Origin of the sequence: Acidiphilium multivorum AIU301 (genome assembly GCF_000202835.1) — a bacterium.
Lineage (GTDB): Bacteria > Pseudomonadota > Alphaproteobacteria > Acetobacterales > Acetobacteraceae > Acidiphilium > Acidiphilium multivorum.
Genome location: NC_015186.1, coordinates 249,776 through 262,775, shown reverse-complemented (window position 1 = coordinate 262,775; position 13,000 = coordinate 249,776). Strand labels below are relative to the sequence as shown.

The 13,000-nt window shown below is 69.5% G+C and carries 11 protein-coding genes; 6 read left to right on the top strand and 5 right to left on the bottom strand.

Annotated features, from left to right (window positions below):
* Window positions 1-143: 143 nt before the first annotated feature.
* Window positions 144-767: an Hsp20/alpha crystallin family protein gene (locus tag ACMV_RS01085; RefSeq protein WP_231844458.1), complete on the top strand. Its 624-nt coding sequence runs from the start codon at window positions 144-146 to the stop codon at window positions 765-767.
* Between the two features lie 81 nt (window positions 768-848).
* On the opposite strand, the gene ACMV_RS01080 is transcribed toward ACMV_RS01085, so the two are convergent.
* Window positions 849-1,712 carry a M48 family metalloprotease gene (locus ACMV_RS01080; RefSeq protein WP_007422024.1) on the bottom strand — a complete coding sequence of 288 codons (864 nt, stop codon included), beginning with the start codon at window positions 1,710-1,712 and terminating at the stop codon, window positions 849-851.
* A gap of 483 nt (window positions 1,713-2,195) precedes the next feature.
* On the opposite strand from ACMV_RS01080, the gene ACMV_RS01075 reads away from it, so the two are divergent.
* Entirely contained in the window at window positions 2,196-2,909 is a 714-nt protein-coding gene (locus ACMV_RS01075) for a ribonuclease activity regulator RraA (RefSeq protein ID WP_011941345.1), read from the top strand.
* Between the two features lie 28 nt (window positions 2,910-2,937).
* Here the strand turns inward: ACMV_RS01075 and ACMV_RS01070 are convergent, their stop codons facing one another.
* Window positions 2,938-4,506, bottom strand: coding sequence for an aldehyde dehydrogenase (NADP(+)) (locus ACMV_RS01070; protein ID WP_011941344.1), 1,569 nt, complete (start codon window positions 4,504-4,506; stop codon window positions 2,938-2,940).
* Window positions 4,503-5,426: a dihydrodipicolinate synthase family protein gene (locus tag ACMV_RS01065; protein WP_013639249.1), complete on the bottom strand. Its 924-nt coding sequence runs from the start codon at window positions 5,424-5,426 to the stop codon at window positions 4,503-4,505. The genes ACMV_RS01070 and ACMV_RS01065 overlap by 4 nt, the downstream gene beginning before the upstream one ends.
* A gap of 411 nt (window positions 5,427-5,837) precedes the next feature.
* Here ACMV_RS01065 and ACMV_RS01060 point away from each other — a divergent pair, with 411 nt between their 5' ends.
* From ACMV_RS01060 to ACMV_RS01045, 4 genes are read left to right on the top strand one after another with little or no spacing between them, the layout of a single operon-like run.
* A complete protein-coding gene (locus tag ACMV_RS01060; protein WP_013639248.1) occupies window positions 5,838-7,145 on the top strand; it encodes an MFS transporter in 1,308 nt (435 codons plus the stop codon).
* A gap of 10 nt (window positions 7,146-7,155) precedes the next feature.
* Window positions 7,156-8,895, top strand: a complete 1,740-nt coding sequence (locus tag ACMV_RS01055) for a radical SAM protein (RefSeq protein WP_013639247.1) — start codon at window positions 7,156-7,158, stop codon at window positions 8,893-8,895.
* Window positions 8,896-8,902: 7 nt separating this feature from the next.
* A complete protein-coding gene (locus ACMV_RS01050) occupies window positions 8,903-11,020 on the top strand; it encodes an FAD-dependent oxidoreductase (protein WP_013639246.1) in 2,118 nt (705 codons plus the stop codon).
* Window positions 11,017-11,640: a TIGR04282 family arsenosugar biosynthesis glycosyltransferase gene (locus ACMV_RS01045; RefSeq protein ID WP_231295328.1), complete on the top strand. Its 624-nt coding sequence runs from the start codon at window positions 11,017-11,019 to the stop codon at window positions 11,638-11,640. The genes ACMV_RS01050 and ACMV_RS01045 overlap by 4 nt, the downstream gene beginning before the upstream one ends.
* Here ACMV_RS01045 and panE read toward each other — a convergent pair.
* Together panE and ACMV_RS01035 are read right to left on the bottom strand one after the other, a co-directional pair.
* Window positions 11,613-12,530: a 2-dehydropantoate 2-reductase gene (panE, locus tag ACMV_RS01040; protein ID WP_013639245.1), complete on the bottom strand. Its 918-nt coding sequence runs from the start codon at window positions 12,528-12,530 to the stop codon at window positions 11,613-11,615. The genes ACMV_RS01045 and panE overlap by 28 nt on opposite strands.
* A gap of 11 nt (window positions 12,531-12,541) precedes the next feature.
* Window positions 12,542-12,982, bottom strand: a complete 441-nt coding sequence (locus tag ACMV_RS01035) for a PaaI family thioesterase (protein WP_007422228.1) — start codon at window positions 12,980-12,982, stop codon at window positions 12,542-12,544.
* Window positions 12,983-13,000 lie beyond the last annotated feature (18 nt).

Here is a 13,000-nt window from a genome sequence, read left to right as displayed (position 1 = left end):
GATAAGCCCCGCGGCATCGCCCGAAAGGCCGATGCCGCCAGAAGCTTGCCGGAACCCGTCCCGCACGTTCCGAAATCTGCTGCAAAATCCACGATCCGATCGGACCGAACGAGACATTGCGCCTGGTATCACCGCCGTCATCGTTGACCCAGATCAATGCCGGCGCACCAGCCAAAGCTAACGTCTCAAGCCGTCGACGGTTTTTGAAAAATCGTCTTCAGGAAAGGAGAATCGCCATGCCGAGTACCCAGGTCGAACCCCGGCCGAAAGCGGCGGAACCCGAACGCCGCCCGCAGGCGGCGCCCGAGTTCTGGCGCCCGTTCGAGTCCCTGCGCCGCGAAGTGAACCGGCTCTTCGAGGATTTCGACGGTGGCCTGTTGCGTCGCGCCCTGCCCACCAGCCTGCCCTTCGAACCGTTCCTCTCGCGCGGCCTTGGCGCTCCCGCGGTGGATATCGTCGAACAGGAAAAAGCCTTCGTCATCACGGCAGAGTTGCCCGGGCTGACGGAAAAGGATGTCGAGATCAAGGCCACCGACGACACGCTCGCGATCGCCGGCGAAAAACGCACCGAGCAGGAAACCTCAGAAGCGGACTACCAACTCTGCGAACGGCGTTACGGCAAGTTCGAGCGTCGCTTCAGCCTGCCTGCCGGCGCCGACGCATCGAAGATCGAGGCACGCTTTGCGAACGGCGTGCTCACGATCACGCTGCCCAAGCGCCCCGAGGCCATCCGCGCCGAGCGCAAGATCGAGATCAAGGCGGGCTGATCCCGCACGGGCGTGCCGCTCGCTCGGCACGCCCGCCTTCCTCGTGTACCAATTCCCTCACCCCAGTAAATTAACGATTTGTTAGTTTTTCGAAGCGTCGAACTGCGCCATGTGCCGCAGCCTGGCCACGCGCTCGCGGATGGGTGGATGGGTGGCAAACAACGTGTCGAACGTGGTGCCCGAGAGCGGGTTGACGATGAACAGCGAAGCGGTCGCGGGGTTGCGTTCGGCATCGTCATTCGGAACCCAGCGCGCCATCTCGTCGATGCGCATTAGCGCGCGGGCAAGAGCCAGCGGCTGGCCCGTGAGAGAAGCGGCGCGGGCATCCGCCGCATATTCGCGGGTGCGGGAAATGGCAAGCTGCACCAGCGTGGCTGTCAGCGGCGCAAGAAGCAGAAGGAGCAGTCCGGCAATGCCGGCGAAGGGTGAACTCCGTCGCTCGTCGCTGCCGCCGAAGAAAATGGCAAGGTTCGAAATCATCCCGATCGCGCCGGCCAGCGTCGCCGTGACCGTCATCGTCAGCGTGTCGCGGTGCCGGATATGCGACAGTTCATGGGCGATCACGCCGGCAAGTTCGGCCTCATCCAGCGCCCCGAGCAGTCCGGTCGTGACGGCTATGGCGGCATGTTGCGGGTTCCGCCCCGTGGCGAAGGCGTTCGGCTGATCGTTGTCGATGACATAAACGCGCGGTGGCGGCAGTCCCGCCTTGCTCGCCAGCCGATCCACCTGCGCAACGAGGCGCGGAAACGCGGCCTGATTCGCCGGCTGCGCACCGTACATCGCCAGCACCGCCCGGTCGGACACCCAATATGCCACGAAGTTCCCTGCCGCGGCGAATGCGAGCGCGATGGCCGCCCCCGCTCCTCGCCCGATCCAGTAGCCGATCGCCACGAACAGCGCGGTCAATGCCGCCATCAGAAGGCCGGTACGGATCAGGTTCGGCATCGCGGGCCGCCTTTCATCCAGGGAAATCCGAAGCAGTGCTCTATCATATTGAAAATCATGGCATCTTTATTTGATCAGATGACTCTGTCCGATCGGATGATGCTCTATTGTCCTGCCCCTGAAATTCGTGGGTGAATTTCAGGGACAAGCAGGCCACTAAACTATTGTTTTTTCCAGTGTCCACTTTGAATCTGAAATCCGATGGATTTCAGATTCGGGACACTAGGCCGCAAAGGGGATCACGGCATTGAGATGAGTCAATTGCCGTTGATCGGCAGTGCGAACGATCGACCGCAGCCCGCGCCATGGTCGCATCAGGTCTCCCCGCCGGCGCATTGACCCGACAGCGCCATGCATGGTCAATCCCGGACTGTCTTACGCACCCACCACCACGACACGCGGGCGGCAATCCCGCCAGCCGGCGCTGTCGTCCAGCAACATGGGCCGGGAAACCTGCACCTTCCGGCCGGCAGCGAGGAACCGATGCTCAAGCCGGATACGCGCGAAAAACTCACCCGTGTCAGCACGGCGACCCTGGCCACCGCGCTCTACAAGCGCGGCCTGCGCCAGCAGTTCATCCAGGGCGCGCTGCCGCTGAGCCCGCCGGAACGAAGCATGGTCGGCGAGGCCTTTACCCTGCGCTACATTCCAGCGCGCGAAGACCTCAACCCGATCACCGTCTTCCGCGATCGCGATCACAAGCAGCGCCAGGCGATCGAGACCTGCCCGCCCGGCGCGGTGATGGTGATCGACAGCCGCAAGGATGCCCGCGCCGCCTCGGCCGGCGGCATTCTCGTCACCAGGCTGATGCAGCGGGGCGCTGCCGGCATCGTCACCGATGGCGGCTTTCGCGACAGCGCCGAAATCGCCGCGCTCGGCTTCCCTGCCTATCACGTGCGTCCCAGCGCGCCGACCAATCTCACCCTGCACCAGGCCATCGCCATCAACGACCCGATCAGCTGCGGCGACGCGCCGGTCTTCCCTGGCGACGTGATCGTGGGCGACGCCGACGGCGCCATCGTGATTCCCGCCCACCTCGCCGACGAACTCGCCGACGAGGCTACGGAGATGACGGTCTTCGAGGATTTCGTGACCGAGCAGGTGAAGGCCGGCGCGACGATCCTCGGCCTCTATCCGCCGACCGATCCGGAAACCGAAACCCGTTTCGCCGCCTGGCGCGCCCGCACGGGCCGCTGACCGCGGCCCGGCGGATGGTAGGTATGCCTCAATCCCGCATCACGCCGTCGACAAGCCGCGGCATGGCGAGCGGATTGCCGTCCGCCAGCGCCGTCGGCAGCAGGTCCGCCGGCAGGTCCTGGTAGCAGACCGGGCGCAGGAACCGCTCGATCGCCTTGGAGCCCACCGATGTCGTCCGCGAATCGGTCGTCGCCGGGAACGGTCCGCCATGCACCATGGCCTCGCAGACCTCGACGCCGGTCGGCCATCCATTGGCCAGGATGCGCCCGGCCTTGCGCTCCAGCAGCGGCAGCAGGTCGCGCGCCGCGGCATGATCCTCGGGTTCGAGATGCAGCGTCGCGGTCAGCTGCCCTTCGAGACCGACGATGACCTGCCGCAGCTCGGCCGCGTCGCGGCAGCGGACGAGTATCCCGGCTGCGCCGAAGATCTCCTCGGCGAGCGAGGGTGTAGCCAGGAATGTCGCGGCATCCGTGGCGAACAGCGCCCCGCCCGGCCCGCGCGCCACCTCTTCCACGCCGCGCTCAGCGGCCCTCGCCTCGATCCCCCGTTCACAGGCACTGCGAATGGCGCCTGTGAGCATGGTCTGCGCCGCCGCCGCCGCAAGACCCGCGCGTGCCGCGTCGAGAAAGGCCTGCAATCCCTCGCCCTCGATGGCGAGCAGCAGGCCAGGATTGGTGCAGAACTGGCCGGCACCGAGCGTGAGCGACCCCACGAAAGCGGTGCCGAGCCCTGCACCGCGCCGTGCCAGCGCGCCAGGCATGAGCAGGACGGGATTGATGCTGCTCATCTCGGCGTACACCGGAATCGGTTCCTTCCGCCGCGCTGCGATCGCCGCGAGAGCGAGCCCGCCGCCGCGCGAGCCGGTGAACCCGACCGCCTTGATGCGTGGATCGGCTACAAGCGCCCCGCCAAGCTCGTTGCCCGCGCCGAACAGCACCGTGAACACGCCCTCCGGCAATCCGCAGGACGCGACGGCGTCCGCCACAGCATGCCCCACCAGCGCCGAGGTCAGCGGATGCGCCGGATGCGCCTTCACCACCACCGGGCATCCCGCCGCGAGGGCAGATGCCGTATCCCCGCCAGCCACGGAGAACGCCAGCGGGAAATTGCTGGCCCCGAACACCGCGACCGGGCCGAGCGGAATGTTCCGCAGCCGCAGATCCGGCCGCGGCAGGGGCTGGCGCGCCGGCTGCGCGGTATCGATCCGCAGGTCGGCGAAGCGCCCGGCGCGCAGCACGCCGGCGAACATCCGCAACTGCCCGCAGGTGCGGCCACGCTCCCCCTCGATCCGCCCGCGCGGCAGCCCGCTTTCGGCACAGGCCGCCTCCACCAGCCGGTCGCCCAGCGCCATGATGTTGGCCGCAGCCGCCTCGAGAAAGGCGGCGCGGGCCTCCGGTGTGCTGTCCGCGAACGCGACCGACGCCGCTTCGGCCCGCGCGCAGGCCAGTGCCACCTCGGCAGCGCCAGCCTCGCCGAAACCGGGCGCGCGTGGCTCGCCGGTCGCCGCCGTCCTGCCGTGAAACGCGACACCCCCCGTCTTCACGAGGCCCGCGCCGAGAAGGGTGATCCCTTCCGCAATATCGATTTCCGCTGTCATGCCGCGTGCTCCTTCAGCAAACCCCAGGTCACAAGATTCCGATGCAGTTCCGCCTGCTGCCGCTCGGCAAGCGGCCAGACGCCCGGCGGGCGCACCGCCCCGCAATCCTCGCCCATCAGCGCCAGCGCCGCCTTGACTACCGACACGTTGGTGCCGTTGCCCTCCTCGGCGCGCAGCGCCTCGAACGGCTCCATCACCTCGATTAGCGCGCGCGCCTTCGCATAGTCGCCATCTTCCAGCGCGGCATGAATGGCGAGCGAATGCGCCGGCCAGACATTGATCAGCCCCGAGGTGAAGCCCCGCGCGCCGACCGCGTAGAACGCGGGTGCCCAGGTCTCCGCTAGTCCGCCGACCCAGACCAGCGCCGGATCGGCCCGCTTCATCGCCGCGGCCAGGCGCATCGGCGCCGGCGTCGCCCATTTCACGCCGACGACCTCGGGGATGGCGCAGAGATCGCCGATCGCATCGAGGCCGATCCCGTCATTGCGCAGATAGATCACCACCGGCAGCCCCTGCCCGGCCTCGGCAACCCGGCGCACATACTCGACCACGCCGCGCGGCGCGACGAACGGATCGGGCGGCTGGTGAACCATCAGCGCCGAGGCACCGGCGGCGCGGGAAGCGCGGGTCAGCGCCAGCGCGTCGCCGATCGATCGCCCGATGCCCGCGATCAGCGGCACCCGGCCGGCGACCAGTTCCGCCGCCGCATGCACCGCGCGCTCGGCCTCATCGGTCGTTAGCGCGTAGAATTCGCCGGTATTTCCGTTTGCGGTGAGGATATGCACCCCGGCGGCCACCGCCCGTTCCACCACCGGCCTGAGCCGGGCGGTGTCGAGACGGTCATTTCCGTCGAAGGGCGTGGCCAGAATCCCTGAAATGCCCGCAAGCCGGGCACGGAAGGTATCGCGGTCGAATGTCATGGGCGCTCCTGTCATTGGCGCGTCAAGGGCCATCCGCGGCCCCGCCGGTCCGGTTGACGAACGGACTGAAGTCGGCAGTCGGATCCCCCGGCAAGCGGGCCAGACCTTAGTCCCGCCCCTTCCGGGAGGCAACAAATTGATCTTTATATTTTACGAATCGATCCCTCCGCCCATCAGCCCGAGGGCCGGATGGCAGAATGAAGGCGTGAGGCTGTAACCATTGTGTTCTGACGGACGTAAGGCACCTTACCGGAAGGCATTCCGTCCTCCGGAAGCGGGATATCTCGATGCCGGAACCCGTCAGCACAGAGGATCGTTCATGACCAGGCGCCCTTCCGCCCCCCTCCCTCGGACAGTCATCTCCTGCACACGCTGTCGGAGCTGAGCTGGAACCGTTTCCACACGACGGCGGTGCTGCTGTTCGGCCTCGGCTGGGCGCTGGATGCGTTCGAGGTGACGCTGATCGGCAATGTGCTGGGGGCGTTGCGGCAGCATTTCGGGCTCGGCAGCAACGCGATGTCGGTGATTCTCGCGGCATGGTTCGTCGGGCTGATGATCGGGGCGGCGGGGTTTGGCGCGCTGTCCGACCGCCTTGGGCGGCGGCGTGTGTTTCTGGCCAGCCTCGTTTTGTATGGCGTGGCGACGCTGGCCACCGCCTTCGCGCCCAATCTCGCCGCCCTGCTGGTGCTGCGGCTGCTCGGCGGCATCGGCGTCGGCGCGGAATATTCGGCGATCAACGCAGCGATCGCCGAGCTGGTGCCGAGCCGCTCGCGCGGGCGGGCGGCGGCGATCGTGCTGAATTTCTGGCCGCTGGGCAGTTTCATCGCCGCCTTGCTGGCCTGGCTGGTGCTGTCTTCCCTGCCGCCGGATCTGGGCTGGCGGGTTGTGTTTGGCCTGGGCGGCGTGGTCGCCCTTTCGGCGGCATGGTTCCGCCGGCATCTGCCCGAGAGCCCGCGCTGGCTGATCGATGCCGACCGGGCGGAGGATGCGCGCGCCATCGTCGCCGGGATCGAGGCGGGGCTGACGACGCTGCCGCCGGCGTCCGCGGTGCCGGTCGTGCACCGGATCCGCCGCGAGGCGGGGCAGTTCGGCCGACTGGTGCGGCAATATCCGGGCCGGTTGCTGCTGGGGGCGGCGCTCGATTTCGCCGAGGCCGCGGGATATTACGGGTTGTTCGCCTTCCTGCCGATCGTGGTGCTGCCGGTGCTGCATCTGCCGGCGGACCGGCTGCCGCTGTTCTACCTCGCCGGCAGTGTCGGCGCCGCCGTGGGCGGGCTCGCCGCGGCGTCGCTGCTCGACCGGATCGGGCGGAGCTGGACGGTCGGCGGGTTCTATCTTGCCACCGCACTCGGCCTCGTGCTGTTCGCCCTGGTGACCGGGCTCGGTGCCGGGCCGATCATGCTCGGCTTCGCGCTGGTGAACCTGCTGGCGACGGGAAGCTGGATCGCCGCCTATCCGACCTTCTCGGAACTGTTCCCGACCGCGCTGCGGGCGACGGGGATCGGCGCCTCGGTCGCGGTGGGGCGGGTGGGCGCGGCGCTCTCGCCCTTCCTGGTCGGCTATGTCGGCGCGCGCTCGATGCCGGCGGCACTCGTCATGCTCGCTGGCTTCTGGGCGCTGGGGGCGGTTGCCATCCTGATCTGGCGGCTGCGCGGGGGGATCGAGGCGCGGGGGCTCGCCCTTGAGCAGCTCAGCGCCGCATCGGCGCGCGGCGTGTAGGGGGCGGGCAATGCTCGACATGGCGGGAAGCGCGCCGGCGATTGGGCCAGAGACCGTACCGGTGATCGAGGCGGATGGGCCGGTGCTGGTGTTTGGCGGCTGCTACAGCAATCTGCAGGCGACGCGGGCGCTGCTGGAGGCGGCGCGGGCGCACGGGATTCCGCCGGAGCGGATGATCTGCACCGGCGACGTCGTCGCCTATGGCGCCGATCCGCAAGCCTGCGCCGCGCTGATCCGCGACCACGGGATCGCGACGGTGATGGGTAATTGCGAGGAGCAGCTCGGCGCGGGGGCTGCCGATTGCGGCTGCGGCTTTACCGAAGGCTCGTCCTGTGACCGGCTCGCCGCCGCCTGGTTCGCCTATGCCGTTGCGCGGATCGACGACGCGACGCGGCGCTGGATGGCCGCCCTGCCCCGGCGGATCGACCTCGTGATCGGCGGGCGGCGTCTGGCGGTGGTGCATGGCGCGCCGAGCCGGATCAACCGCTTCCTCTTCGCCTCCGACCCCGATCTCGTGCTGGAAAGGGAGATCGGCATCACCGGCTGCGACGGGGTGATCGCCGGGCATTGCGGCATCGGCTTCACCCGGCGGATCGGCGATCTGGTCTGGCACAATGCCGGGGCGATCGGCATGCCGGCGAATGACGGCACGCCGCGCTGCTGGTATTCGATCGTCTCCCCCACCGACGCCGGGTTGGAGATCGTGCTGCATCCGCTCGACTACGATCATCACGCGGCGGCGGCGGCGATGCGCAGCGCCGGGCTGCCGGAGGAGTATGCCGGGACGCTGGAGAGCGGGATCTGGCCCAATCTCGACATCCTGCCGCATGCCGAGCGGGCGGCGACGGCGACGCGGCTGGAATGCGCGCCGGCGGCGGATGCCACGGTCGCGCTCGAAGGGCTGGAGACGCTCTGGTTCAACACCGGCACGCTCTGCAATCTCGCCTGCGAGGGCTGCTACATCGAAAGCTCACCGCGCAACGACCGCCTCGCCTGGCTGCGGCTCGACGGGTTCCGGCGGGTGCTGGACGAGGCGGCGAACCGCCATCCCGAGCTACGGGAGATCGGCTTGACCGGCGGCGAGCCGTTCATGAACCCGGATATCGAGGCGCTGATCGGCATGGCACTCGACAGGGGCTATCGGGTGCTGGTGCTGACCAACGCGATGACGCCGATGCGCCACCACATGGCGGCGATCTCGGGGTGGCGGGGGCGGGATTTGCATCTGCGCGTCTCGCTCGATCATCATACCGAGGCCGGCCATGCGGCGCTGCGCGGCGAACGCGCCTGGGGGCCGGCGCTGGAGGGGATCGGCGCGCTGTTCGCTTCCGGGTTCCAGCCCTCGATCGCGGCACGGTTCGACCCGGCGGTGGAGGACGAGGCGGCGACGCGGGCGGGGTTCGCCCGGCTGTTCGCGGCGCAAGGCTGGGAGATCGACGCGTTCGACCCCGAACATCTCGTGCTGTTCCCGGAGATGGACGTGCCGGCGGCGGCGGCGGGCGTGAGCGCTTCCGCCTGGGCGGCGCTGCGGCCGCGCGGGGCGGATGCGATGTGCCGCACCTCGCGCATGGTGGTGCAGCGCAAGGGGGCGGAGGCGCTTTCCATCGTCGCCTGCACGCTGCTGCCCTATGAAGCGCGATTCGATCTCGGCGCCACGCTGGAGAACGCATCGCGGGCGGTCACGCTCGATCATCCGCATTGCGCGCGGTTCTGCGTGTTTGGCGCATCCTCCTGCATGAGTGCGAGGTAAGACGGACATGAGCACGACGACGGTCGGCCGCGCGGGGCGGCGGGGCACTGCGCGGGCGCTCGGCTTCGCAGCACTGGCGCTGGCGCTGGTCGCATTGGTGGTGGCGTTGCAGCGCCAGGGGCTGGGCATCGCGCGGCTGGAGGGCGATCTCGCCGGGCTGCGCGGCATGGTGGCGGCGCATCCGCTCGCCGGGTTCCTCCTCTATTTCGGGCTCTACGTGGCGGCGACTTCGCTCTCGGTGCCGGGGGCGGCGGTGCTGACGCTCGGCGCCGGCGCGTTGTTCGGCGTGGCGGAGGGGACGGTGCTGGTCTCCTTCGCCTCGTCGATCGGCGCGAGTCTTGCGTTTCTCGCCGCCCGCTTCCTGCTGCGGGATTTCGCCCTCGCCCGCTTCCCCGCGCTGTTCGAGCGGATCGAGCGGGGCATCGCCCGCGACGGGGCGTTCTATCTCGTCTCGCTCAGGCTGGCGCCGGTGGTGCCGTTCTTCGCGGTCAACCTGCTGGCGGGGCTGACAAGCCTGCGGCTGCGCAGCTTCTACCTCGCGAGCCAGATCGGCATGCTGCCGGCGACATTGATCTATGTGAATGCCGGCGCCTCGCTCGCGACACTCGGCGGGCATGGTCCGATCCTCACGCAGCGCCTCGTCATCGGCCTGCTGCTGCTCGCCGCCCTGCCGCTCGCGGCCCCGCGCCTGCGCGACGCGCTAGCCACCCGCAGGCTTTATGCGCGGTTTCGCCGGCCGAAGCGGTTCGACCGCAACCTCGTGGTGATCGGCGCCGGCGCCGGCGGGCTCGTCGCCGCCTATGTCGCCAGCGCGGTGAAGGCAAAGGTGACGCTGGTCGAGGCCGGCGAGATGGGCGGGGACTGCCTCAATTCCGGCTGCGTGCCGTCCAAGGCGCTGCTCCACGCCGCGCGCGCGGGCAAGGATTTTCGCGCCGCGATCGCCGATGTCCGCGCCGCGATCGCGGGGATCGCGCCGCATGATTCGGTCGCCCGCTACGAGGGGCTCGGCGTCGAGGTCAGGCGGGGACGGGCCGTGATCGAATCGCCCTGGTGCGTCGCCGTCGACGGGGTGCCGATCACGACACGCGCCATCGTGATTGCGGCCGGAGCAGAACCCTTCGTGCCGCCCATTCCCGGCCTTGCCGAGGCGCCCCATGCCACTTCGGAGACGCTGTGGGATATCGAGGACCTGCCGCGGCGGCTCGTCATTCTCGGCGGCGGGCCGATCGGCTGCGAGATGGCGCAGGCCTTTGCCCGCCTCGGCAGCGCGGTGACGCTGGTGGAGATGGCGGAGCGGCTGCTGGTGCGCGAGGACGACGAGGTTTCGGCGGCAATGGCGGCGGCGCTGGCGCGCGATGGCGTCGCGATCCGCACCGGCGACAGGGCCGAGGCGGTGACGCGCACGGAGGCGGGGTTCGCGCTCGTCGCGGCCAGCGGGGTCCAGACCATCGAGCTGCCGTTCGACCGGCTGCTGGTTGCCATCGGTCGCCGCCCGCGGGTGAGCGGCTACGGGCTGGAGGCGCTCGGCATTCCGCTCACCCCGGCGAGGACGATCGAGACCGATGACGGGCTGCGCACGCTCTATCCCAACATCTTTGCCTGCGGCGACGTCGCCGGGCCCTACCAGTTCACCCATATGGCCGGGTATCAGGGCGGATATGCCGCGCTGGGCGCGCTGTTCGCCCCGTTCTGGCGGTTTCGCCCGAGCTACCGGGCGGTGCCGGCGGTGACCTATACCAGCCCGGAGATCGCCCGCGTCGGGCTGAACGCGCGCGAGGCGGCGGCGCGGGGCATCGAAGCCGAGATCACCCGCTACGATTTCGCCGAGCTCGACCGCGCCATCGCCGAGGGCGATACCGAAGGCTTCGTCACCGTGCTGACAAGGAAGGGCAGCGACCGCATCCTCGGCGCGACCATCGTCGGCCCCCAGGCCGGCGAGTTGCTCACGGGCTTCACCCTCGCGATACAGCACGGGCTCGGGCTGAAGAAGCTGATGGGCACGATCTTCCCCTATCCGACCCGTTCGGAGGCGATCCGCGCCGTCGCCGGGCAGTGGCGGCAGGCGCATGCCTCGGCGCGCGGGCTTGCGATCCTCGAGCGGTTCCACCGATGGCGACGCGGGTGAGCCTCCCCGTCATCGTCGTCTTCAGCCGCATCCCCCGCCTCGGCGTCGGCAAGCGGCGGCTCGCCCGCACGGTGGGGGACCGCGCGGCTTGGCGCCTGTCGCGAATCATGCTGTCCGGCCTGCTGCGCGAAATGCGGCGTCTTCGCGGTGTCGTCCGCCATCTCGCCGCCACCCCGGACCACCACGCGCGCCTCGCTACCCCCGGCTTCATTCGCACCGGGCAGGGACGGGGTGATCTCGGCGCGCGAATGCTGCGCGTGTTCCGCCGCCACCCGCGCCGGCCCGTCATCATCATCGGCAGCGACATTCCGGGCATCACCGCCGCCGACCTGCGGGGCACGCTGCGCCGGCTCCGCGGCGCGCAGGCCGTGTTCGGCCCGGCGACCGATGGCGGCTACTGGCTGATCGGACTCGCCGGACGGCGTCCCGCCGCGCCGTTCCGCGACGTTCGCTGGTCCTCGCCGCACGCCCTGGCAGACACGCTGCGCAACTTTCCCCGCCACCGAGTCGCCCTGCTGCGCCCGCTCACCGATCTCGACGATGCAGAGTCGCTCGGCGTCCACGCCCGCCCGGCCGCAAGCCGGGCTATCCGTCAGGCGCCGGCGCGGCGAATCTCGTAGGCGCGCAGATGGGTGTTGGCGACCGCCAGCAACGGGCACGACGCCGTCTCGCCCCGCCGCAGCAGGTCGCCGATGATGTGCTCGCCCTCGATCCGCCCGCCCTGTTCCATGTCCCGCAGCATCGAGGCGGTCATCGGCGATCCCTCTGTCGCCAGCCACTCCTTCAGCCGCGCCGCGGCGGCCGGCCGCAGTTCGAACCCGTGGCGCGCGGCAATGCCGGCGCATTCGGCGGCCAGGTCCAGCGCGATCCCGGCGCCGCCCGCCGCGACGATGGCGCCGACCGAGGCGCGCATCAGGCAGGTGATGCCAGCGAGCGAGGCAATGAACACCCATTTCTCCCACATGTCCTGCATGATCGCGTCGCTCAGCCGGGTGGTGAAGGCCGCCTGGCCGAACAGCTCGGCGATCGCCCGCGCCCGCGCCTCCTGCCCGGCGGACCGCGGCCCGAAGGTCAGCATATGGGCGTCGTTCAGGTGCAGCACGCGGCCGGCGGCATCCAGCACCGAGGAAATCACGCATTGCCCGCCGAGCACGGATTCGGCGCCGAACCGCGCGTCCAGTACATCGAGGTGCCGCATGCCGTTGAGCAGGGGCAGGATCAGCGTCCGCTGGCTCACCGCCGGCGCGAGCGCGGCCACCGCCTCCTTGAGGTCATAGGCCTTGCAGCTCAGCAGCACGAGGTCGAACGCGGGTCCCAGCCGGTCGGCGGTGACGAGCTTCGGCGCCGGTTCGTGGAAATCTCCCTTCGCGCTGCGGATCGCGAGGCCGGTCTCCGCCAGCGCCGCGGCCCGCGCCGGGCGGACGAGAAACGTCACATCCGCCCCCGCCTCGATCAGCCGCCCGCCGAAATATCCGCCGATGCTTCCGGCGCCGACAACGAGAATGCGCATGATGCTGCTCCTCAGCGCTGCATGATGATGAGGGTCGAGGTGGCCGAGGCGTACAGCCGGCCGCTCGCATCGGTCAGTCTCGCCTCCGAGAAGCCAGCGCGGCGGCCAAGCGAGATCACCGTGCCGACCGCCCGCACCGTGCCGGTCTCCGCCGTCATCGCGCGGTGGTAGGACACCTTGAGTTCCAGCGTCGAATAGGCCTGCTCGGCGGTGAGCATGGTATGGACCGCGCAGCCGCAGGCGGAGTCGAGCAACGTCGCGGCATAGCCGCCATGCACCGTGCCGAGCGGATTATATACCTCGCGCCCCGGCGTGCCCTCGAACACCACCCGCCCCTCGCCGATCTCGACCAGGTGGAACCCGAGCGTCCGCCCCATCGCGAGCGTGACGTCCGACTCCATGAGGGCGCGAAGCTGGTCGATGCCGGGAAGCGGCGGTGTCGTATCGGGCATGGGCGGTCCTGTCTTCGG

Excerpts from the sequence above, each read along its gene's own strand:
- ACMV_RS01080 (WP_007422024.1), bottom strand. The coding sequence starts at position 1,712 with ATGCCGAACCTGATCCGTACCGGCCTTCTGATGGCGGCATTGACCGCG.
- ACMV_RS01075 (WP_011941345.1), top strand. The coding sequence starts at position 2,196 with ATGCTCAAGCCGGATACGCGCGAAAAACTCACCCGTGTCAGCACGGCG.
- ACMV_RS01070 (WP_011941344.1), bottom strand. The coding sequence starts at position 4,506 with ATGACAGCGGAAATCGATATTGCGGAAGGGATCACCCTTCTCGGCGCG.
- ACMV_RS01065 (WP_013639249.1), bottom strand. The coding sequence starts at position 5,426 with ATGACATTCGACCGCGATACCTTCCGTGCCCGGCTTGCGGGCATTTCA.
- ACMV_RS01055 (WP_013639247.1), top strand. The coding sequence starts at position 7,156 with ATGCTCGACATGGCGGGAAGCGCGCCGGCGATTGGGCCAGAGACCGTA.
- ACMV_RS01050 (WP_013639246.1), top strand. The coding sequence starts at position 8,903 with ATGAGCACGACGACGGTCGGCCGCGCGGGGCGGCGGGGCACTGCGCGG.
- panE (WP_013639245.1), bottom strand. The coding sequence starts at position 12,530 with ATGCGCATTCTCGTTGTCGGCGCCGGAAGCATCGGCGGATATTTCGGC.
- ACMV_RS01035 (WP_007422228.1), bottom strand. The coding sequence starts at position 12,982 with ATGCCCGATACGACACCGCCGCTTCCCGGCATCGACCAGCTTCGCGCC.